The organism is Ensifer sp. WSM1721 (genome assembly GCF_000513895.2).
Taxonomy (GTDB): Bacteria; Pseudomonadota; Alphaproteobacteria; order Rhizobiales; family Rhizobiaceae; genus Sinorhizobium.
On sequence record NZ_CP165783.1, the window covers coordinates 857022 to 878752 of the forward strand.

The 21731-nt window shown below is 62.4% G+C and carries 21 protein-coding genes; 6 read left to right on the forward strand and 15 right to left on the reverse strand.

The genetic code is table 11. From position 1 onward, the window contains the following. Nucleotides 1–28: 28 nt before the first annotated feature. The 7 genes from M728_RS21535 to M728_RS21565 all read right to left on the reverse strand — a co-directional run bounded on the left by M728_RS21535 (nucleotide 29) and on the right by M728_RS21565 (nucleotide 7034). Nucleotides 29–886, reverse strand: a complete 858-nt coding sequence (locus M728_RS21535; protein WP_026619715.1) for a carbohydrate ABC transporter permease — start codon at nucleotides 884–886, stop codon at nucleotides 29–31. Then, a complete protein-coding gene (locus tag M728_RS21540) occupies nucleotides 883–1767 on the reverse strand; it encodes a carbohydrate ABC transporter permease (protein ID WP_026619714.1) in 885 nt (294 codons plus the stop codon). Before M728_RS21540 ends, M728_RS21535 begins: the two co-directional genes overlap by 4 nt. Nucleotides 1768–1780: 13 nt before the next feature. Next, nucleotides 1781–2941, reverse strand: a complete 1161-nt coding sequence (locus M728_RS21545) for a Gfo/Idh/MocA family protein (RefSeq protein ID WP_026619713.1) — start codon at nucleotides 2939–2941, stop codon at nucleotides 1781–1783. 229 nt (nucleotides 2942–3170) lie between these two features. Beyond that, nucleotides 3171–3908 (reverse strand): ABC transporter permease, encoded by a 738-nt coding sequence (locus M728_RS21550; protein ID WP_026619712.1) that lies wholly within the window; start codon nucleotides 3906–3908, stop codon nucleotides 3171–3173. After that, nucleotides 3909–4847 (reverse strand): ABC transporter ATP-binding protein, encoded by a 939-nt coding sequence (locus tag M728_RS21555; RefSeq protein ID WP_026619711.1) that lies wholly within the window; start codon nucleotides 4845–4847, stop codon nucleotides 3909–3911. Continuing rightward, nucleotides 4844–6043, reverse strand: coding sequence for an ABC transporter permease (locus tag M728_RS21560; RefSeq protein WP_026619710.1), 1200 nt, complete (start codon nucleotides 6041–6043; stop codon nucleotides 4844–4846). Before M728_RS21560 ends, M728_RS21555 begins: the two co-directional genes overlap by 4 nt. Before the next feature lie 73 nt (nucleotides 6044–6116). Continuing rightward, nucleotides 6117–7034: an ABC transporter substrate-binding protein gene (locus tag M728_RS21565; RefSeq protein ID WP_026619709.1), complete on the reverse strand. Its 918-nt coding sequence runs from the start codon at nucleotides 7032–7034 to the stop codon at nucleotides 6117–6119. A 352-nt stretch (nucleotides 7035–7386) separates the two neighbouring features. Between M728_RS21565 and M728_RS21570 the strand changes: the two genes are divergently transcribed. After that, a complete protein-coding gene (locus M728_RS21570) occupies nucleotides 7387–7848 on the forward strand; it encodes a membrane protein (RefSeq protein ID WP_026619708.1) in 462 nt (153 codons plus the stop codon). Then, nucleotides 7845–9221 (forward strand): FAD-containing oxidoreductase, encoded by a 1377-nt coding sequence (locus M728_RS21575; RefSeq protein ID WP_026619707.1) that lies wholly within the window; start codon nucleotides 7845–7847, stop codon nucleotides 9219–9221. The genes M728_RS21570 and M728_RS21575 overlap by 4 nt, the downstream gene beginning before the upstream one ends. 105 nt (nucleotides 9222–9326) lie before the next feature. On the opposite strand, the gene M728_RS21580 is transcribed toward M728_RS21575, so the two are convergent. The 8 genes from M728_RS21580 to M728_RS21615 all read right to left on the reverse strand — a co-directional run bounded on the left by M728_RS21580 (nucleotide 9327) and on the right by M728_RS21615 (nucleotide 17061). Then, nucleotides 9327–9869 (reverse strand): hypothetical protein, encoded by a 543-nt coding sequence (locus tag M728_RS21580; RefSeq protein ID WP_026619706.1) that lies wholly within the window; start codon nucleotides 9867–9869, stop codon nucleotides 9327–9329. A 172-nt stretch (nucleotides 9870–10041) separates the two neighbouring features. After that, complete coding sequence (locus M728_RS21585; protein ID WP_026619705.1) at nucleotides 10042–10842, reverse strand: dimethylarginine dimethylaminohydrolase family protein; 801 nt, start codon at nucleotides 10840–10842, stop codon at nucleotides 10042–10044. A gap of 25 nt (nucleotides 10843–10867) precedes the next feature. Then, on the reverse strand, nucleotides 10868–11296 hold the full coding sequence (locus tag M728_RS21590; RefSeq protein ID WP_026619704.1) for an OsmC family protein: 429 nt from the start codon (nucleotides 11294–11296) through the stop codon (nucleotides 10868–10870). 11 nt (nucleotides 11297–11307) lie between these two features. Next, nucleotides 11308–11763, reverse strand: a complete 456-nt coding sequence (locus M728_RS21595) for an RbsD/FucU family protein (protein ID WP_026619703.1) — start codon at nucleotides 11761–11763, stop codon at nucleotides 11308–11310. A gap of 136 nt (nucleotides 11764–11899) precedes the next feature. Further along, nucleotides 11900–14284, reverse strand: a complete 2385-nt coding sequence (locus M728_RS21600; protein WP_026619702.1) for an aldehyde dehydrogenase family protein — start codon at nucleotides 14282–14284, stop codon at nucleotides 11900–11902. A 4-nt stretch (nucleotides 14285–14288) separates the two neighbouring features. After that, complete coding sequence (deoC, locus tag M728_RS21605) at nucleotides 14289–15302, reverse strand: deoxyribose-phosphate aldolase (RefSeq protein ID WP_026619701.1); 1014 nt, start codon at nucleotides 15300–15302, stop codon at nucleotides 14289–14291. A gap of 148 nt (nucleotides 15303–15450) precedes the next feature. After that, on the reverse strand, nucleotides 15451–16206 hold the full coding sequence (locus tag M728_RS21610; protein WP_051440844.1) for a DeoR family transcriptional regulator: 756 nt from the start codon (nucleotides 16204–16206) through the stop codon (nucleotides 15451–15453). Between the two features lie 144 nt (nucleotides 16207–16350). Then, nucleotides 16351–17061, reverse strand: a complete 711-nt coding sequence (locus M728_RS21615; RefSeq protein ID WP_026619700.1) for a GntR family transcriptional regulator — start codon at nucleotides 17059–17061, stop codon at nucleotides 16351–16353. 254 nt (nucleotides 17062–17315) lie between these two features. Here M728_RS21615 and M728_RS21620 point away from each other — a divergent pair, with 254 nt between their 5' ends. The 4 genes from M728_RS21620 to M728_RS21635 all read left to right on the forward strand — a co-directional run bounded on the left by M728_RS21620 (nucleotide 17316) and on the right by M728_RS21635 (nucleotide 21729). Further along, a complete protein-coding gene (locus M728_RS21620; RefSeq protein WP_026619699.1) occupies nucleotides 17316–18404 on the forward strand; it encodes an ABC transporter ATP-binding protein in 1089 nt (362 codons plus the stop codon). 79 nt (nucleotides 18405–18483) lie between these two features. Beyond that, entirely contained in the window at nucleotides 18484–19782 is a 1299-nt protein-coding gene (locus M728_RS21625) for a PotD/PotF family extracellular solute-binding protein (RefSeq protein WP_026619698.1), read from the forward strand. A 242-nt stretch (nucleotides 19783–20024) separates the two neighbouring features. Continuing rightward, nucleotides 20025–20906, forward strand: a complete 882-nt coding sequence (locus M728_RS21630) for an ABC transporter permease (protein ID WP_051440863.1) — start codon at nucleotides 20025–20027, stop codon at nucleotides 20904–20906. 1 nt (nucleotide 20907) lies between these two features. Then, nucleotides 20908–21729, forward strand: coding sequence for an ABC transporter permease (locus M728_RS21635; RefSeq protein ID WP_026619696.1), 822 nt, complete (start codon nucleotides 20908–20910; stop codon nucleotides 21727–21729). Nucleotides 21730–21731 lie beyond the last annotated feature (2 nt).

Sequence of the window (21731 nt, forward strand, 5' to 3'; positions counted from 1 at the left end):
CCCTCGCTTGTGAAGCTCGTTGTTGCGGTTACTGTTTCACGGCGCCGGCGGTCAGGCCCGCGACGAGATAGCGTTGCATCAGGAAGATGAGGACGACGGCCGGCGCGATGCCGACGAAACTTGCCGCCATGAGCTCGTTCCAGACCACTTCCTGCCGGCCGAAATAGGCATAGAGGCCGATCGGCAGGGGCATGTATTCGGATTTCGAGTTGAAGGTCAGCGCAAAGATGAATTGCTGGGCATAGGAGCCGATAAAGGTGGTTATCGCGACCACCGTGATGCCGGGCATGGCGATCGGCAGGATGACACGGCGAAGCGTGTAGAAATGGCTTGCGCCGTCGACGAAGGCCGCCTCGTCGAGCTCGCGCGGAATGCGCATCATGTAGGTGCGCAGCAGCCAGATGCCCGACGGGATGAGGAAGGCGACGCCCGGCACGATCATCGCGAAATAGGTGTTGAGTACGCCGAAACTGCGCATCAGCCTGAAGAGCGGGATGAGCAGCACCGCGCCTGAAAACATGTTGACTGCAAGGAAAGCCGCAAGCAGCGCACCGCTGCCGCGGAAGTTGAAACGGGCAAAGGCGTAGGCAGACGGCACCACGAGCACGAGGACGACCGCCGTGACGATGGTGGAGATGAAGAAGGAATTGAAGATGTAGCGTGCGAAACCCGGCACGCTCACCCACATCGTACGATAGGCCTCGAAGGAACCGTTCTCGGGCCAGAAGCGGTAAGGCGAGGAAAACAGAAGCCCGAGCGGCTTCAGCGACACCAGGAAGCCTTCGACGAACGGCGCGAGAATGAAGGCCAGGAAGACAAAGATGCCCGCGTAGATGCCGACGAGTTCGTACCAGCGATAGCGGTTGATCATGGCCGGCTGGCTCATCGGCTCTCTCCCGAGGCGAGACGATGGGTGACGCGGAAATAGACGATGCAGAAGATCGACAGGAAGAGGCAGATCAAGACGGCACGCGCCGCCCCTTCCCCGTATTTTTTCGAGCCGATCGCGGTGCGGTAGGTGTCGATGATCATCGTCGTCGTGTCGCCGTTGGGCCCGCCTTGGGTCAGGATCCAGATGATGTCGAAGGAGTTGAAGGTCGCGATCAACGACAGCATCGACATGGTGATCATCGCTGGAACGAGCAGCGGCAGGGTGATGCGGCGGAAGCGGTAGAAGCGCCCTGCTCCGTCCGTCCAGGCCGCCTCATAGAGGTCCTGTGGGATCGCCTGCATCGAAGCGAGCAAATAGAGCGTCACGAGCGGCACGCCGATCCAGACGTCGGTGATGATCGTCGCCCAGAAGGCTGTGGAGCCGTGCGCCAGGAAGGCGACCGGGCCATCCACCAGTCCCCAATTCTGCAGCATGCCGGAGATCATTCCGAACTGGCCGTTATACATCCAGCCCCACATGAAGATTCCGATCGCCATCGGCACGATCCATGGCGGCATGGTGAGCACCCGGAACAGCGCTCGTCCCGGCACGGCGGCGTTCAGCATCACCGCACCGAAGGTGCCGATGATCATTTTGATCGCCACGGAAAAGGCAGTCCAGACGAAGGTGCGGATGATCACTTGTGCGAAAGTGCCGTTGAAGATCTTCTCGTAATTGGCGGTGCCGACCCATTTGGTCGTCTTCTTCAGCGAAGCGTCGGTGAAGGAGAGGATGAACGTGTCGACCAGAGGATAGGCGACGATGACGGTGACGTAGAGGACGGCCGGAAGAAGCAGAAGCCAGGCGAAGATGACGGTGCTGCGCCGAACACTCATCCCCCCGCCCCTTTCAAGCCGCACGGCCGTGCAGGGCTTCGTCGAAGCGGTCCCAGAGCGGCCTCAAATCGACGACCGTCTTCTTCATCCGCGCCTCATCCATGGAGAGCGCCAGGATACCGGCCTCGAGCGCATCGAGCGGCGAGACCGGCAGCGGGCCGCCATCCCGGACATGGGCGATGATCTCGGCCGCCATCTGCTCGTCGGCGCCGTAGTGCTGCGACAGCGCCGTCTCCTTGGCGTATCGCTTTTCGACGACTTTCCGGCCGGAAAGCACTTCGTGCACGTCGAGATTGCCGCGGATGAAATCGCCCTCCGCCATGCCGCGCGAGCCGATCACGCAGAAGCGGCGGAACTGGTCCGGCACGTTGAGGTTCGTGTGAAAGTTCATCGCCACGCCATTGGCATATTCGATGATTGCGACCTGGTAGTCGATGATGTCGCCGTCGCTGTCGAAAACCTTGTCCGTGGCGTTCCAGCCGCTCGGCTTGCGGTGGAAGAGTTGCAGGTCGTTAATGCCCTCGCGGGCCGGATCATTGGTCGGAACGAAGCTCTTGCGGCCGCCGAAACTCGCCACGCGCTCGGGTCGGGCACCCACGACTCCGTTGTAGAGGTCGAGATCATGGCAGCATTTTTCGAGCATGAAGCTGCCGGCATAGCGTCCGTAGCGGCGCCAGTCGCGCATGAAGAATGCGCCATGATAGGGTTCGATGTGCTCGGACGCCTCGATCGAAACGATCTCACCGAGCGTTCCCGCCGCTTGAGCGGCGCGAAGGTCGCGGTACATCGGCGCGTAGCGCAGCACGAGTCCGACCATCAGTCTATCGTGGCCATGTTTCGCCAGCAGCGCGGCAAGCTCCAGGCTCTGCTCGATCGTGCTGACGATCGGCTTCTCGCAGAAGATCTTGAGCCCCGCCTCGAGACCGATGCGGATATGATCGAGATGCATGTGGTTCGGGGAACCAATCATCAGGAGGTCGAGCTTCTCCTTGGCGATCAGCTCCTCGGGCGTGGCATAGGCCTTGCCGGCGGCGATGCCCTTGTCCGTGAGTGTTGAAAGGCCGGCGGGCGCCGGGTCGACATAACCCGCGATCTCGAAGCCTTCGTCGATCGCCTTGAAGACATAGCCCAGATACCCGAGGCGGAATCCGAGTCCGATTATCCCGACTTTCATGCTCTCGCTGTTCCCTGCCTTTTGGCGTAATTTATTTTCGTAGACTGGGGTAGAAATTTCGAGGCGTCAACCGAAATCCAATCAATCGGGCAGAATGTGAAATTCATTTTCATGCAAGGGCAGCGATCGTTACTCCCCACCTCCGCATTCATTACACATGAGGTGGAAAGCGGCACGGCGGTCCGTCGAGGCACAAGTCCAGCGGCCGATGAAACTGAAGCGCCCTATATCAGACGTGCGCACGTCCGGAGAGCGTCCGCTCCAGTCCCTGGAGCGCATCATGGATGAGGACGGCGAGGACGGCGACGATGAGGCCGCCCTGGAGCACGAAGGCGAGATTGTTCGACTGCAGTCCGGCGATGATGACCTCTCCAAGCGTCTTGGCGGCGACCGTGGAGCCGATCGTTGCGGTGGCGAGGCTGACCACGACGGAAAGGCGGATGCCCGTGAGGATGACCGGCAGCGCCAGCGGGAGCTCGATCCGGAAGAGCCGCTGGCGTTCGGTCATACCCGCGCCGCGTGCGGCCTCCATGACCGCGGGAGGTAGCGTCGTCAGTCCCGTCAGCGCATTCTCGAAGATCGGCAGCAGGCCGTAGAGAAAGAGCGCGATCAGCGTCGGCTTCTCGCCGAAACCGAAGATCGGAACCGCGAGCGCCAGAACGGCCACCGGCGGAAAGGTCTGACCGATATTGACGAGACTACGCGACAGCGGCAGGAACTCGGCGCCGGCCTTGCGCGTGACGAGGATCGCGAGCGATACGGCAACGACGGTTGCCGCGAGCGTCGCAATGAAAACGGTTCGAAGATGCAGGACGGTGAGCCAGAACAGGCTGCCCTGATCGTAGATCGCCGGCGCGTTCGCCTGCACCAAGGGTTTCAGCAGCGGCTCGAACCAGATGGGCTGCAGCAGGAAGACCAACAACAGGAGCAGCACCGACAAGCGCACCAGATTGGACAGGGATGCCATCTACTCGGGCCTCGCGGCGCGCTTGACAAGGCCATCGAGGCTCACTTTGCCGATGATGGCGCCATCCGCCGCGGCGACCGGCAGGGCCGCGCGTCCGGACCAGAGGAGCTCGGATAGGGCCTCGCGCTGGCTGAGCGTCGCCGGTATCGGCTGACCTTCGGCTCCGCCGGGCTCGATTGCATCGGCGGCGGTTTCGATTGCAAGCAGACGGAACGGCCTTTCGCTGCTGCCGATCAACGCCTCGACGAAGGGGTTGGCCGGCCGCACCAGCATTTCGGCCGGCGTCGCATATTGCAGCACCTCGCCCTTGTCCATGACGGCGATCTTGTCGGCGAGACGGAAGGCCTCCTCCATGTCGTGGGTGACGAGGATGATGGTCGTGCCGAAGTGCTTTTGTATGGCGAGCAGATCGTCCTGCGCCTTGGCGCGGATGATCGGGTCGAGGGCGCCGAAGGGCTCGTCCATCAGCAGCAGGTTCGGCTCCGCCGCAAGCGCCCGCGCGACGCCGACCCGTTGCTGCTGGCCGCCGGAAAGCTCATGCGGATAGCGCGCGCCGAAGAAGTCGGGATCGAGCTGGAACAGCGTCAGGAGTTGCTCGACCTTCGCCGTGATCCGCGCATTCTCCCAGCCGAGCAACGTCGGCACGGTGGCGATGTTTTCCGCTACCGTCCGGTGCGGGAACAGCCCGTGTCCCTGGATCGCATAGCCGATGCGGCGGCGCAGTTCGAATTCCGGCACCGACCGATTGTCCTCGCCGTCGATCCTGATCATGCCGGAGGTGGGCTCCACCAGGCGGTTGACCATTCTGAGAAGCGTGGTCTTGCCCGAGCCGGACGTGCCGACCACAACGGCGACCGTGTGGGGCTCGACGGTCAGCGACACGTCGCTGACCACTTCCGTGTCGTCGTAGCGCTTGGTGATGTGGTCGAATTCGATCATGCCGCTCTGCCCCGGCTGCGAGAGGAAGCGGCCATTTCGATTAGGGCATCGAGCACGATAGCCGCGGCGAAGGCGAGGACGACGGTCGGCACCGCACCGAGCAGCACCAGATCCATGGCCGTCTGACCGATGCCCTGAAAGACGAAGACGCCGAAACCGCCGCCGCCGATGAGGGCAGCGATGGTCGCAAGGCCGATATTCTGGACGAGCACGATGCGAATTGCAGTAAGGATGACCGGAAAGGCCAGCGGGAATTCGATGGTGGCAAGCCGCTGCCAGTCGGTCATACCGAGGCCACGCGCGGCATCGTTGGCGGCGCGCGGCACGCCTGCGAGGCCGACGACCGTATTGGCGACGACCGGCAGCAACGAATAGAGGAAGAGGGCGACGAAGGCCGGCGCAACGCCGATGCCACGAATGCCAATCGCCGCTGCGCTGGGAACATGCGCCGCAATCCATCCAAGCGGCGCGATCAGAATGCCGAAGAGCGCGATGGACGGGATGGTCTGAACGGCGTTGAGCACGCCCAGCACGCTATTCCGCAGACGGTCGACCCGGTGGCAGAGGATACCGAGTGGCAAGCCGACGGCGGTCGCCGCGGCGAGCGACCCAAGCGCCAGCGTCAGGTGGCGGCCCGCCTCGGCCCAGAACGTGTCGGCTCGGCTCGCATATTCCTTCAGCATCGACAGCCCGTCCCACACGCCGGCGAAGAGCATGCCGCCAACGAGCGCCAGTACGCCGGCGAGGAAGAGAAGGCGGACGACCGGTCCCGGATTGAGCCGCGTCAGCGCATCGGCGACAAGGAGCGCGAAGGCGAAGAGAAGAATCCAGAAGCCGGAGGCCGGAGAAACGCGGGCATAGGCATTGTCCGGCGGCGTCAGATTGTCGGCGGCAGCACCGGCGAGAAAGCACAGCGCGACCAGAACCGCGAAGGCCGAAGCCATTCGCACCGTCAAGGGCGTCCTCAGTAGTGCAATGACAGCCGCCACTGTTACAAGGGCGATAAGCCCATAGCCGAGCAACGGCGGCAAGGCCTCCCAAATCGCCCTGGTTTCGCCCTGCACGATGCGGTTGGCCTTGAACGTTGCGAAGGGGGCAAGCAAGGCGCCATAGGCTGCAAGGGCTGCTACAATCGCGCCGAGCTTATCGAAAGCGAGAGGCTTGCGTTCCGTTTCCCCGATGATACCGATCGCCATGAAATGATCCGCTCGACGCGTTATTCCGGGGGCGTTGCCCGATCCGGACCGGGCAACATCTCCTGTCGCAGGCTTACTTCAGAAAGCCATTTTTCTTCAAAAAATCCTCGGCTACCGCCTTGGCTGGCTCTCCGCCGACCTGCACGCGCCCATTGAGCTCCTGCAGCGTCACCAGATCGAGCTTTTCGAAGACGGGCTTCAAGAGGCTCTCGATCCCGGGGTTTTCCTTGAGCGCCGCCTCGCGGATAATCGGCGTCGGCTGGTAGACAGGCTGTACGTTCTTGTCGTCCTCGAGAACGACGAGGCCGGAGGGCGCGATGCCGCCGTCGGTGCCGTACACCATCGCGGCGTTGGCGCCGTTCGTCTGGTTGGCTGCAGCGGCGATCGTCGCGGCGGTATCGCCGCCGGAAAGCGTGATGAGCTGTTCCGGCTTCAGCTCGAAGGAATAGGCCTTCTGGAAGGCGGGCAAGGCTGCCGCGGAGTTGACGAATTCCGACGAGGCTGCGAGCACGACCTGACCGCCGCCGGAGACATATTTGCCGAAGTCCGAGAGCGTCTTGAGGTTGTTCTTCTCGGCGACATCCTTGCGCAGCGCGATCGCCCACGTATTGTTGGCGGGCGACGGCGTCAGCCAGACGATCTTGTTGGCTTCGTAGTCCAGTTTCTTCGCCTGCTCGTAAGCCTTGGCCGCATCCTTCCAGGCCGGGTCGTCGGCCTTTTCGAAGAAGAAGGCGGCATTGCCGGTATATTCCGGATAGATGTCGATCTCGCCGGCGGTGATCGCCTTGCGCACCACGGGGGTCGCACCAAGTTGTACCCGATCGGTGGTCTTGATGTTGTTCGCATTCAAGACGGCGAGAATGATGTTGCCGAGGACGCCGCCTTCCGTGTCGATCTTGGAGGAGACCACGACGTCGGCCTTGGCCACCGCGGAGGTGAGTGCAAGGGCCAGAGCGGTGCCGATAAATGTCTTCATCAGGGTCAGGCGCATGATTGGTCTCCCTCGATAGGTCTGTTCCCCTTGGCCACGGATTCTCCGCTGGCTCCGACTAGAGAATCCCATATATGTCAGGGTTCCGCAAAAGGACAGGGCACTGGCACCTTCGCGGACCTGCGGTTGAGCTTCGGCAGTATCGCCGATCTAGCCGCGTGCGGCCAGTTGCATTCGACTCCGAAGTCGGTCACTCTCTGATCGGGTATGCCTTCACAGCCGAAGTCCTCGGGACTTAGATCGATCGCCAATTTGCAAATGCATGCATGATCCAAGGCGGCTGAAGAAGCCAACGGCGATTTCTCCGTCAGCCGCCCGCGCAAGTCTCTAAAAAGTTGCTCGGGGGGATTTGATGTCCGTCTATGTTCTTGCGCTTCTGATCGGCGTCGTCGCGGGTCTGCGTGCCATGACGGCGCCGGCCGCCGTCAGTATCGCCGCCGCAGCCGGCTGGCTGCCCGTCACCAATAGCTGGGCCTCCTTCATGGGGTTCCGGTATACACCTTATGTCGTCGGGCTGCTGGCACTCGGGGAATACGTCACGGACCAGCTGCCGAGCACACCCAGCCGCACGGTTCCACAGCAATTCGGCGCGCGCATCGTCAGTGGTGGCTTCTGTGGCGCGGTGATCGGCACCGTCGGCGGCTCATTGCTCGGCGGGGCGATGGCCGGCATCATCGGTGCCGTCATCGGCACGCTCGGCGGTTACCAGGCTCGCAAACGCCTGGTTGCGATGATCGGCGGCAAGGATCTGCCGATCGCTCTCCTTGAGGATCTGGTTGCCATCTTACTCGCACTTTGGGTGGTGTCGTCATGAGCAGGAAATTCGACGCGATCATCATCGGCGCCGGCCAGGCCGGGCCGTCACTCGCAGGACGGCTGACGGAGGTCGGCCGGACCGTCGCCCTCGTCGAGCGTAAGCTTTTCGGCGGAACCTGCGTCAACACGGGCTGCATGCCTACGAAAGCGATGGTCGCGAGCGCCTACGCGATCCACACCGCGCGCCGCGGCGCCGAATACGGCATGACGACCGGGCCCATCTCGGTCGATTTCGCTCGCGTCATGGCGCGAAAGGAGAAGGTCCGGCTCGATGCCCGTGCGGGGGTCGAGAGCTGGCTGAAGAACATGAACAACTGTACGGTGCTGGAAGGTCATGCGCGCTTCGAAAGCCCGACGGAAATCCGCGTCGGCGAAGAGCTGATCTCCAGCGAACAGGTTTTTCTCAACGTGGGCGCGCGCGCCGCTGTCCCGGATTTTGCCGGTGTCGACGAGGTTTCCTTTCTCACCAACAGCTCGATCATGGAGCTCAACCATCTGCCCGGCCATCTGGTGATCATCGGCGGCAGCTATATCGGGCTCGAATTTGCCCAGATGTTCCGCCGCTTCGGCTCCGAGGTCACGGTGATCGAAAAGGGACCACGGCTGATCGCACGCGAAGATCCGGATGTCTCCGATGCAATCCGCGCCATACTCGAAAAAGAGGGAGTTCATATTCGCCTCAACGCCGAATGCATCCGCTTCGCCAAGCATCCGGACGGCGTGGCCGCCGGTGTCGATTGCACGTCAGGAGCGCCCGAGGTCATCGGCTCCGATGTACTGCTTGCCACCGGCCGCCGTCCGAATACGGACGATCTCGGTCTCGACAAAGCGGGCGTGAAGACCGACGCGCGCGGCTATATCGAGGTCGACGACTTCCTGCGCACCAACGTGCCGCATATCTGCGCGATGGGCGAATGCAACGGCCGCGGCGCCTTCACCCACACATCCTACAACGACTTCGAGATCGCCGCCGCGAACCTGATCGACAACGACCCGCGCCGGGTGAGCGATCGCATCCAGACCTATGCACTTTATATCGATCCGCCGCTCGGCCGCGCCGGCATGACCGAGACCGAGGCGCGCAAGAGCGGGCGCAAGCTCCTGATCGGCACCCGTCCGATGACGCGGGTCGGGCGCGCGGTCGAGAAGGGCGAGACGCAGGGCTTCATGAAGGTGATCGTCGATGCGGACACGAAGGAGATCCTCGGCGCGTCGATTCTCGGAACGGGGGGCGACGAGGCGATCCAGAGCATCCTCGACGTCATGTATGCGAAGAAGCCCTACACGACGATCTCGCGGGCCGTGCATATCCACCCGACGGTATCGGAACTGATACCGACCGTGTTTGGGGACATGTCGCCGGCGATGTAGTGTCCCGCAGCGATGCTGCCAAAACGCCTCCGATGATCAGCCCGGCACTTAGGTGCGAATTGCGGGCGCAAACAACCGTTCGCGCCCGCGGCTACTTCGCTGTCGCTATTTCACCGGTATCATAAGGTGGGCGTAGGGAGTGCCTGCCCACATCACATACGGCCGGGATGTATCGGGCTTGGCGTCCGTCGGATAGCCTTGCATCATCTCCATCGCATTGACGATCATGACATGGGGACCGGTTTCCACCCAGTTGTTACCTTCTTCGGGTTTAGTCGCGTAAGGATCGGTATTGCTAGCGTCGGAGCCGCCGGCCAGCATATAGATGAAGCCCACCTTGCCTTTGGGCGGCTCCTTCTTTTGGATCCATGCCGTCGCCCATTCCATCGCATTGGCATCGCCACACATCGGATCCGGGCCGGGCGTGGCCGGAACGTCCGGCATGCACCAGAAGCCATTGGTGCCCTCCCTCAACGTGCGCATGTTGCCCTTCTCGTCCATAGCGTGGATCGCAGCACCGCTTGCTACCCCGGCGGGCGCAGCGGATTCAGCGCTTTTGATCAGTGCAGCGTCGTCGGCGGCTGCGCCCTGCACTGCAACCAAACTGCTCGCCGCCAATAGGGCAGCGGCCGTTAGAAGCCGTTTCATGGCCGTTCTCCCGGATCGCGTTCATCGTTGTCATTGTGTCGGCCTTCGGCTGTGCCAAGCCGTATTAGCCGAAACTAAAATGATAGCAGATTGGACACACCCGAACAATTAAGTAGGGCAGGTCGCGCGCCTGCGACGCTCCGGTATCGTCCGTTGCCTCTGGGGCTCAGGATCACTCATCTTTTCCGCAGCTGAACCATCTCAGCGACATACAGGAGAGGCCCGCATCGATCTTGCCGATTTCCGTGGTCTTCAGTGGCACGACCTTGTAGCCGGCCTTGTCGAGCATCTCGATCGTGCGCGGAAAATCGGAACCGACCATGACGACGTCGTTGACGCGAAGGGCGTTGGCGGCCGGCTCCTCGCCTTCGGGAATGATCATCTGCCTGAAGTTTTCAAAGACGCCGGAACGCGCCAGCCGATTGGTGGAAAGGATCGTCTCGTCGTCGAGCAGCGAGCAATCGGTCTTGAAGTGGAGCACGCCTTCCGGTGTGGCAACGATCTCGCTCCTGCGGCCAAGCTTCGCCAGACATCCCCGCAGCGCTTCGGCGCCCGCCCTGTCGGTGCGCGCGGAAAGCCCGATCATGACGCGTTCCCGGGTCGTCAGCACATCGCCACCATCGGCATAGCCGGCCGGCAGCTCAAGGACGGTTTCGAACATATCGTGGAGCGTCGGCGCGATTTCCTCTGCTTCCTTGACGCGCGTGGCCGCACCCGGGCGCAGCAGGATCGCGCCTTCAGTGAAGACGAGCGCAGGATCCTCCACGAAGATCGAGTCCGGAAAGGCCTCGAGCGCCGGCAACACCGCGACCATCACGCCGGCCTCACGCATCGCCTCGACATAGGCGTCGTGCTCGGCCTTGACCCCTTCATAGGTCGGGCTGCCGCGATCCTCGGCCCGAAGGCCATCGACGACGGACCGCGAGGGCGAACGCACGATGATGGAATTGAAGTGAAAGGCAGGACGCGACATTCGAGATCTGTTCCTTATGATTTGCTTAGGCGGAAACGCTGCTGATGAAATCCGGACTGCTGCGCAACGTGTTGCTTACGGTGCAGATTTCCTCCGCGGCCGCCTCGGCAATGGCGTGGCGGACGGTGTCGTCGAAATCACCCCTGATGACGAACGCGATATCGAAGCGCGCCACGCGCGACGGCTCGTCATGCGCCTTCTCGCCGGTTACTTTGACCGAAACTTCTGTCAACCGGTCGAGAACGCCGAAGCGGCTCGCCGCGATCCGGGCGCTGAGGACTAGGCAGCTCGCGAGCGAGGCATAGAGCAGATCGAGCGGTCCGAAGCCCGGCTGAGAAGGGCCGGTGACGATGTCGAGCTCGCCGCCGGTGAGCGACGTGACCTGCGGGAAGCCGGTGCGGCCGACGACGGCGGTGGCGCCCGTTTCCCGCGTCCTCACCTTGACCTCGGCCATACCGCAATCTCTCAGGCTGATTCCGGCGGGATGACACCCTTGGTGAAAAGGAAGCAGCCGTAGAAGCGCGTCTCGCCGGTGGTGATGACGCAATAGGCCTTCTTCGCTTCCTCGTAGAAGGCGAAGCGCTCGATGCCGTACATGGGGACGGGCTTGCCCTCGGCGCGATCGATTTCGGCCTGGACCTCGCGCTGCACCGGCGGGAGTTCGTCGGGCGCGCCCATGACCTCCATGCGCCCCGCCGAGGGCTGGAGCGGCGTGTCGAGCGGCAGAACCGAAAGCACGGCCTTCACCGCGCGCGCGGCTGAAACATTGTCGATGTGGAGCAATTTGCCGAGCGTCGTCTGGCGGGCGATCGCATCCGATGGGAAATTGGTGTCGGAGATCACCAACGTATCGCCATGGCCCATTGAGCGAAGCGCGTGCAGCACGTCCGCATTGAGGGCCGGATCGAGATTCTTGAGCATTTCTGTCTTCCTCCAAAACGCCACCGCTTACGGGTGGCGCGGGTCGCATCAGGCCGTTTCCGGCGCCGATCGTCAACAGGGCTGCTCCGCTTTCCCCACTCTTCCGGCTCTCTCCGCGGCCGAAAAGGGCGGATCCCTACTCGCCGTAAGGAATCCAGATGTTCTTGACGTCCACCGCTCGGCGCAGAAACGCCTGCCCCTCGGCGGCCGAACGATCCATCCAGTCGATGGCCTTGCCGTAGTCGACGAAGGTGCGCTTCAGATTGCCGACCGACAGCTTTTCGACGAGCGTCGAGAGCTCCGGCGAGCCGAACGCCCAGAGCGCGTCAACGTCATTATGGGCGGCGAGCGTTTTGGCGAGTTCGATCGTCGAGCCGGTGACGATATTGATCACGCCGGCAGGCACGTCGGAGGTCTCGAGGAGGGAATCGAAATCGGTCGCGGCCAGCGGATGCGGTTCGCTTGGAACGGCGATGACGCGATTGCCGACGGCAATGAGCGGCGCGACAAGACTGACAAGCCCAAGCAGCGGCGCTTCCGGCGGGCAGATGACGCCGACAACGCCTTGCGGCTCCGGCATGGCCAGCGCCACGCCGCGCAACGGCGGCTGGTGTACGACGCCCTCGTATTTGTCCGCCCAGGCGCCGTAGCTGAAGAGACGCGCGATCGAGGCGTCCACCTCCGTCCTGCCATTGGCGGCCGAGGCCCCGGTCATCGCAGCGATGCGATCGGCGAATTCCGGCGCTCGGGCGCTCAAGTTCTCGGCGATGTAGTAGAGGATCTGCGCACGGTTATGTGCCGTTGCGGACGACCAGCCGGACGCGCCCCGTGCGGCGGCGACGGCGTTGCGGATGTCCTTGCGATTGCCCTCGCCGACCTCGCCGATCACCTTGCCCTTCGGCGAAAGCACCGGCCGCGAGTAGTTGCCGTCCGGCCGCGCCTGCTTGCCGCCGATGAAGAGCTTGGCGGTGCGGTCGAGTGTCGGCGTCGCGAACTCACCGGCCACGGGCTTCGGAACCGGCACGTTAGATTCGGCACGGAGCTTGCGCCCGACCCAGGCCTTCGGCTTCAGATATTCGTAGCAGCCTTCCTTTCCGCCTTCGCGGCCGAAGCCGGATTCGCGTTTCCCGCCGAAGCCGCTCGAGGCGTCGAAGAGATTGGTGGCGTTGACCCAGACGACGCCGGCGGCGAGCTTTGCCGCTACATGCAGAGCCAGCCCGATCGTTTCGCTCCAGACGCTGGCGGCAAGGCCGTAGCGGGTATGGTTGGCAAGCTGGATCGCCTCCTCCGGCGTACGGAAGGTCATGGAAACGGCCACCGGCCCGAAAATCTCCTCCGAGGCGACGACGGAGGTCGGCTGGACATTGGTGAGCAGCGTCGGTGGATAGAAGCTGCCGCCCTTCGGCAACTCGATCTTCGGCTGATGCAGCGACGCGCCTTCGGCCAGACCCTTGGCCACCATGTCTTGGATGCGTTGCAACTGCACCGGCGCAACGATCGCCGCCATGTCGATCGCCTTGTCGAGCGGATGGCCGACACGGAGCGTCGCCATGCGCCGCGCCAGCCGTTCATGAAAGAGCGGCGCCACGCCCTCCTGCACGAGCAAGCGCGAGCCGGCGCAGCAGACCTGACCCTGATTGAACCATATCGCGTCCACGACGCCCTCGACCGCCCCGTCGATATCGGCGTCGTCGAAGACGATGAAAGGCGACTTGCCGCCGAGCTCCAGCGTCAGCGATTTGCCCGAACCGGCGGTCTTCTCGCGGATCAGGCGGCCGACCTCGGTCGAACCGGTGAAGGCGATCTTGTCGATATCCTCGTGCTCGACGATCAGCGCCCCCGTCTCACCCTCGCCCGTCACGATGTTCAGCACGCCCGGCGGCAAACCGGCCGCAGAGGCAAGCTCCGCAAACAGCAGGGCAGTGAGCGGCGTGAACTCGGCGGGTTTCAGGATCACCGTATTGCCGAGCGCCAAAGCCGGCGCGATCTTCCAAGCGAGCATCAGGAACGGAAAGTTCCAGGGAATGACCTGGCCGACGACGCCGACCGGAACCTGATCGGCAAATTCCGTCTCCTGAAGCTGCGCCCAGCCGGCATGATGATAGAAATGGCGGGCAGCAAGCGGGATGTCGATGTCGCGCGTCTCGCGGATCGGCTTGCCGTTGTCGAGCGCTTCAACGACCGCGATCAGGCGGGCATGGCGCTGGATCATGCGGGCGAGCGCGTAGAGATGACGGGCACGGGCATGGCCAGGCAGTTTCGCCCAGGGGCCTTGCGCCTTGCGTGCGGCCGCCACGGCGGCGCTCACATCGTCACGGCCGCCGAGCGCTATCTTCGCAAGGAGCGCGCCCGTTGCCGGCTCGAAGCTGTCGAACGTCTTGCCCGAGACGGAATCGATGAACGTGCCGTTGATGAAGTGGCCGAACTTGCTCTTGTGGCGCGCGAGCCACTGGCGTGCCTCCGTGTCGGCTTCGGGCGCGGGACCGTAAGACATTTCGTCGAAGAATTTGGCGACGCTCATCGAATTATCCTATCGGGTGTCTGTTGAGGGCCGAATAGGCACCGCTGACATGATGTTCGAGCTGACGTTCGATGTCGGCCAGCAGGCTCGATGCCCCGATGCGGAAGAGGTCGGGCTCCAGCCATTCCCGCCCGAGCTCTTCCTTCATCAGGAACTGGTAGTTGAGCACGTCCTTCGCGGCGGAAATGCCGCCGGCCGGCTTGTAGCCGACCTTCATTCCCGTCCGCTCCTCATAGGCGCGGATCATTCTCAGCATGACGAGGGTGACGAGCAGCGTCGCGTTCACCCCCTCCTTGCCGGTCGAGGTCTTGATGAAGTCGGCGCCAGCCATCATGCAGACGAGCGAGGCGCGCGCGACGTTGCGGAGCGTCTTGAGATCGCCGGTCGCGAGGATCGCCTTGACATGCGCGTCGCCGCAGGCGGCACGGAAGTCGCGCATCTCGCCATAAAGCGCCTGCCAGTTGCCGGTCAGCACATGCTCGCGCGTTATGACGATATCGATCTCCCGCGCCCCTTCGGCAACCGAGGCTTCGATCTCCCGGAGCTTCACGTCATGCGGCACGAGGCCGGCAGGAAAGCCGGTGGAAACGGCGGCGACCGGAATACCCGAGCCCTTGAGCGCCTCGACCGCCGTCGAAACGAAGCGATGATAGACGCAGACCGCACCGGTCGTAATACCGCGATCACCCATGCCGAGCGCATCGAGAATATCCTGGCGCACCGGCTGGCGCGCCTTGGCGCAGAGACGCTTGACGCGTTCGGCCGTGTCGTCGCCATTGAGTGTCGTGAGATCGATGCAGGTCACCGCTTTCAGCAGCCAGGCGGCCTGCGCATCCTTCTTGACCGTCCTGCGCCCCGGCAGCGTCGCGACGCGCCGCTCGGCGGCAGATAGGTTTACGCGCTGGTCGAGCACCCAGGAAAGGTCGAGCTCGACGCCGTCGTTGCGCGGCCAGTTATGACCAGCACCGGCGGGATGTTCTTCCACCGCCAGCACACGTTTCCGAGCAAGATCTTCCAACAGACTTCTCCTCGATCTCCCTGAATCACAAGGCGGCACGCCCGCAATCCATACCGGCGCATTGTTATTTTTATCACATCAATATTGTTACGATCGCATCATTTTACCCGGCATGTCAAGCGCGGGCGTCCCGCTCCGAGGCAAACTATCATAACTTGCCGGACAGCGGGACCGCACCGGCGGCTGTTGCAGCCTCCCCTTCTTCCGTAATAACGGATCGGAAGTCGCTGAGTGGCGCGAAGAAGGCCGCCTTCAGCCTGCCGAGCTTGCTCTTGTCCACGACGAGATAGCTCTCGCGCGCCAGCGAGATAGCCTTCTGCTTAACCGGCACCTCATGAAAATGAACGCAGGTCGCGCCCCTCGCCGAATCGACGCCGGCCGCAGAGAGGAAGGCGACATTGATGCCGAGCTGATCCAGCGTATCGAGCCCGGAGCCGCCGGAAAAGGAAGCCGAGGACGGATGATAGACGCCACCGAGCATGACGAGCCGAACATTCGGCTTACGTGTAAGCCGCTCCGCCGCATTCAGCGAGTAACATGCTGCTGTTATTGAGTAATTTTCCGGTATCAAGTCGACCAGATATTCAAGCGTCGTACCGCAATCGATGAAGATCGTCTCATCGGGGCGGATGTGTTTGGCGGCGTGGACGCAAGCCTCCCGTTTTGCTGCCGCATGGCTGTCGGCCGCGCGCGCGAGCTCATAGGGCGCATCGCCATCGATCTCCGCGGCCGGAACGATATGGCCGCCGAGATATCCAAAAAGACCGGGATTGTCGGCGACGTCGCGGCGGATCGTCATTTCCGATACGCCGAGCAGCGCCGCCGCCTCTTTCAAATGCAGCACCCGACGCGCCGAAAGCGCGTCGGCCAATGCGATGATGCGTGTCGATTTTCGATTGGCCATGGTTTTTTCCGTACCAGCGACTTGCGAACGCGGCGCAACATTTTTTGTGAGAAATATCACAGATGAAGCTCTGCCCGCAAGGCATGCGACGGTACAACGGTCGAGAGAGTGCCAATCAAGCAGGCCCGCGCGCTGCGCGCCCCATCACAACTGCAGGGCGTCCCTGAGATCGCCGCCCTTCTTCGTCGTTCGCAAGTCGAGATCCGCCTCGATGTGATCGATATGCTTGAGCATCAGCGCGCAGGCGCTGTCGACGTCCTTTTTCTCCAGGGCGTCGACGATTTCCTGATGTTCGTTGTGGCCGCAGCTCGAGATCACCGACTGGCCGTAGAGCGCGATCACAAGGGAAGAACGCGCGATGAGTTCGTCCATGAAGCGCTTCAGAATGGCATTGCCGGTGATCGCGGCGATCGCCAGATGGAAATCGCCCGACGCCTTGATCTCGGCCCGGCGAGCGGTGGCGCCGCGCTGGTTCGTCAATCGCTCCTCTTGCGCCAGCAGCTCTCGCAGGTCCTTGATCTCAGCCTTTTGAATGTGGCGCGCCGCATCCCGGATCACACTGGGTTCGATAAGCCGGCGCGTCGCGAAGATTTGCTGCGCCTCGGCGACGGAAGGATGGGCGACGAAGGCACCGCGGTTCTTCTCGACATTGACGAGCCCTTCATATGCCAAGGCCTGAAGGGCGGCACGCACGAGCGTGCGGCTGACATTGAACAGGCTGCCGACGTCATTTTCGGAAAGCTTCGTCCCGGGCGCCAGACGTCTTTCGACGATCGCCTCGCGCAGCGCGTCGCGAATCTGCTGGGCGCCGAAGTCGATGGCGTTTTCCGCCGCGGTGAAATTGGCTGAAGTCATGAGGCTGGGAATCCGAACAGTAGCGACACTCTAGCGCGCGGCACGCTCGAAGTTAACTACTAATTGCGCTCAACTCCTGCTTAGATTGTATACAATAATAGGCACTCTTTGCTGACAAGCGCCTATTAAATGTGCAGGCAATTTCGGCTGCGGGCGGAACGGACCGGCTCGTTCGACGAAGTTAGCCGCGAAATCAGCCTTTTAGCAAACTGGCATGCTTGATGCTTCTCGTCCGCTGCAAGGAGAAAGCGGGCATGTCCAAAGCAGCAGAAATCGATATCGCCTCCATTTCAAAGGTCTATGGCGCCACGACGGCTGTTCACGCCATCAGCCTGAAGATCCCGGCCGGCAGCTATTGCTGCCTTCTCGGTCCCTCGGGCTGTGGCAAGACATCGACGCTGCGCATGATCGCCGGACATGAAAGCATCTCGTCGGGCGATATCCGCCTCGGCAACGTCGTCGTGACCGATTTCCCGCCGGCAAAGCGCGGCACCGCGATGATGTTCCAGTCCTACGCGCTCTTTCCCCATCTCGACCTTGTCGACAATGTCGCCTTCAGTCTGAAGATGAAGGGCGTCGAAAAGCAAGAACGCCGGGCCAAGGCGCTCGAAATGCTCAAGCTGATGCAGATGGAGGCCTATGCGACGCGCCGTCCAGCACAGCTTTCCGGCGGGCAGCAGCAGCGCGTGGCGCTCGCTCGCGCTCTCATCACCGATCCCGAGGCGCTGCTCCTCGACGAGCCGCTCTCAGCGCTCGATCCCTTCCTGAAGATCCGCATGCGCGCGGAACTCAAGAAGCTGCAGAAGACGCTCGGCATCACCTTCGTGCATGTCACGCACAGCCAGGAAGAGGCGATGGCTCTCGCCGACGTCATCGTCATCATGAACAACGGCCGGATCGAACAGGCGGCAGCGCCCCGCACCGTCTTCGAAAGGCCGGCGACCGCCTTCGTCGCCCGCTTCATGGGCGACCACAACGTGCTTTCCGGCCGCGTGACCACAATCGAAGACGGCATCGTTACGCTGACTGTGCCGGAGGGGCAGACGTTCGCGGTTCGCGATATCGCGCAGGAGGTTGGAAAGCCCATCGATATCGGCATCCGTACAGATCGTGTGCGACTCGGCCCCGCGTCGGAGAAATCGCTCGGCTTTGAGGGCGTGGTCTCGAATGTCGAATATCGCGGCGCCTCCGTGAAGATCACCGTCTTCGGAGCCGGCAGTGACGACTTCACCGTCGTCGTCTCGGACGCCGAATACTTCAAGAAACCCGTGTCGACCGGCGACGCCGTATCTTTGAGTTGGGCCTTGGAGGATGTCATCCCTCTCGGCCGCATGTCCGCCTGAAGCGGGATGAAAAAAGCGGCTAACCACCGGTCTGTTCAAGAATAAATCGATCAAGCACCACCAAAAGGGGAACGAAAGCATGACCACTGAAACAAAGACTGCCACGCCCGGAAAGGGCATCTCGCGGCGTTCGTTGCTGAAGACCGGGGCGGCCGCCGTCGGCGCCATTGCCGGTTCGGGCGCGATCACCGGCTTCCCGACCATCTGGGCGCAGAACCCGATCACACTCCGCCAGTTCGGCACCGGCGTCTCGAACATCAATGCGATCGCGGAGAAGTGCAAGGAAGACCTCGGCATCACGCTGGAAATGACCGCGACCGATTCCGACGCCGCAGCCCAGCGCGCCGTCACCCAACCGGACTCCTACGACATCGCCGACATCGAATACTGGATCGCCAAGAAGGTCTTCCCGACCGGCGTCATGCAGCCGATGGATGTTTCGAAGATCAAGTATTACGACAAGATCGTGCCGCTCTTCATTAATGGCAAGCTGAAGCCGGATAGCGTGGTCGCGCAAGGGACGGCGCCGCATACGGTCGGCTTCGTGGATGCACTGGACTCCAAGACCTTCGCCAAGGAGCCGACGCAGTGGATGACGCTCATCCCGACCATCTACAATGCCGACACTCTCGGCATCCGCCCGGATCTCGTCGGCCGCGACATCACCACCTGGGCCGATATCATGGACCCGGCCTTCAAGGGCAAGACGGCGATCCTCAACATTCCCTCGATCGGCATCATGGACGCCGCGATGATCATGGAGGCCATGGGCAACATCAAATATGCCGACAAGGGCAACATGACCAAGGACGAGATCGACCAGACGATCGACTTTCTCATCAAGGCCAAACAGGACGGCCAGTTCCGCGCCTTCTGGAAGTCCTTCGACGAGAGCGTCAACCTCATGGCTTCCGGCGAGGTCGTCATCCAATCCATGTGGTCGCCGGCCGTCGCGGCCGTCCGCTCGAAAGGCATCGCCTGCAAGTACCAGCCGCTGAAGGAAGGCTACCGCGCCTGGGGCGGCGGCCTCGGCCTTGCCGCCCACCTCCAGGGCGCTCAGCTCGACGCGGCTTATGAATATATCAACTGGTATCTCTCCGGTTGGGTCGGCGCCTACCTCAACCGTCAGGGCTACTATTCTGCAGCCATGGAAACCGCGAAGGCCCACATGTCCGAGGACGAATGGGGCTTCTGGGTCGAAGGCAAGCCCGCCAAGGGCGACATCCTCTCGCCGGAAGGCAAGGTCATGGAAAAGGCCGGCGCCGTGCGCGACGGCGGCTCCTTCGAGGAACGCATGGGCAAGGTCGCCTGCTGGAACTCCGTGATGGACGAAGACCGCTACATGGTCCGCCGCTGGAACGAGTTCATCGCGGCGTAACCGGTTGCGTAGGCGGTCGCTTTTCGTCGGCTGCCCCTCACCGTCCCCTCTCCCGCGCGCGGGGAGAGGGGACGAGAATGCCGCGCCCGCACCTCTCTTCCGCGACGGCTGAGAGGGACGAGAAGGCCGCCGCGCGTCCCTTCTCCCCGCCTACAGGGAGAAGGTGCCGGCAGGCGGATGAGGGGCTGCCAGGAAGCTTTTGGAGAAGATAGACAATGACGGCAGTCGCAACCTCGGGAGAAATGAAGGCGGGCAAAGCACCCCGCTCCCTCGCCGCGCCCCGATGGCTGATCGCCTATCTCCAGGCCACTCCCCTCCTTCTGATCCTCGGCTTCTTCTTCATCCTGCCGATCCTGATGATCATCGTCGTCAGCTTCTGGGACTATGATTTTGCCGGCCTCTACCCCGACTTCCTGACGATGAATTACACCGACACGCTCGGCTCCTGGGTCACCTGGAAGACCTATCTCAACACGCTGAAGTTCACCGTCCTTACCTGGGCGCTGACGCTCGTGATCGGCTTCTGGGTCGCCTATTTCCTCACCTTCCACATCCGCACGACGACGATGCAGATGGTGCTGTTCCTCGTCTGCACCGTGCCGTTCCTCACGTCGAACATCATCCGGATGATCTCCTGGATCCCCGTTCTCGGCCGCAACGGCCTCGTCAATTCGGCTTTGATCAAGCTCGGCGTCACTCCCGAACCGATCGAATGGCTGCTCTATTCCGATTTTGCCGTGGTCCTCGCCCTGGTGCATCTCAATACGCTTTTCATGGTGACGCCGATCTTCAACACGCTGATGCGCATCGACCGTTCGCTGATCGAGGCCGCGCGCGACTGCGGCGCAAGCGGCCGGCAAATCCTCTGGAACGTGATCCTGCCACTCGCAAAACCGGGCATGGCGATCGGCTCGATCTTCGTCGTGACGCTGGTCATGGCTGATTTTTCGACCGTTCAGGTCATGTCGGGCGGCCAAAGCGCATCCGTCGCGCTGATGATGAAGAACCAGATGTCCTTGCTGCAGTATCCGGCAGCCGCCGCCAACGCGGTCGTGCTCTTGGTCGTGGTCCTTCTGATGGTCGCGGCGATCCTCAGGGTCGTCGATATCCGCAAGGAGCTTTGATATGAATCGCGAAGTACAATCCAAGGAATTCTACGTACTTACCGCCTTCTTCGCGCTCTTCGTCCTGTTCCTCTACGGCCCGCTCTCGGCCGTCCTGATCCTCTCCTTCCAAGGGCCGGATGGCGGCCTCACTTTTCCCATGAACGGCGTTTCGCTGCGCTGGTTCTACAATCTCTTCGAGAAGCAGGCGGTCGGCGACTTCGGCGCCTCGTTCCGCCGCTCCTTCACGCTCGGACTGATGGTGACGGTCGTCAACGTCGTCGTGGCGCTGCTGGCAGGCCTTGCCTTCCGCTACCGTTTCCGCGGCTCGACGGCGCTGTTCTACATGACGGTCGCAAGCCTCGTCGTGCCCTCGATCATCATCTCGCTCGGCATCGGCGTCGTCTTTCAGCAGTTCGGGCTCAAGCCCGCCTGGTATTCCTCGGGGTTCGGCGCACACTTGACCTGGACGCTGCCCTTCGGCGTGCTGATCATGTTCGCCGTCTTCAACCGCTTCTCGCCTGCCTATGAGGAAGCCGCGCGCGACCTCGGCGCCACGTCCTGGCAGACTTTCCGCCATGTTGTGCTGCCGATGATCGCTCCGAGCCTCGTCGGCGTCGGCCTCTTCGGCTTCACCCTCTCCTACGACGAATTCGCCCGCACGCTGATGACGTCCGGCACCTATAATACGCTGCCGCTCGAAATCTATGCGATGACCACCAATGTGACGACGCCGGTGCTCTATGCGCTGGGCACGGTCACGACGCTCTTCTCCTTCACAATCATCCTCATCGCACTCGCCGTCATCCTGGTACTCAGGCGCCGGCAGGCAAGAATAAGCTGACA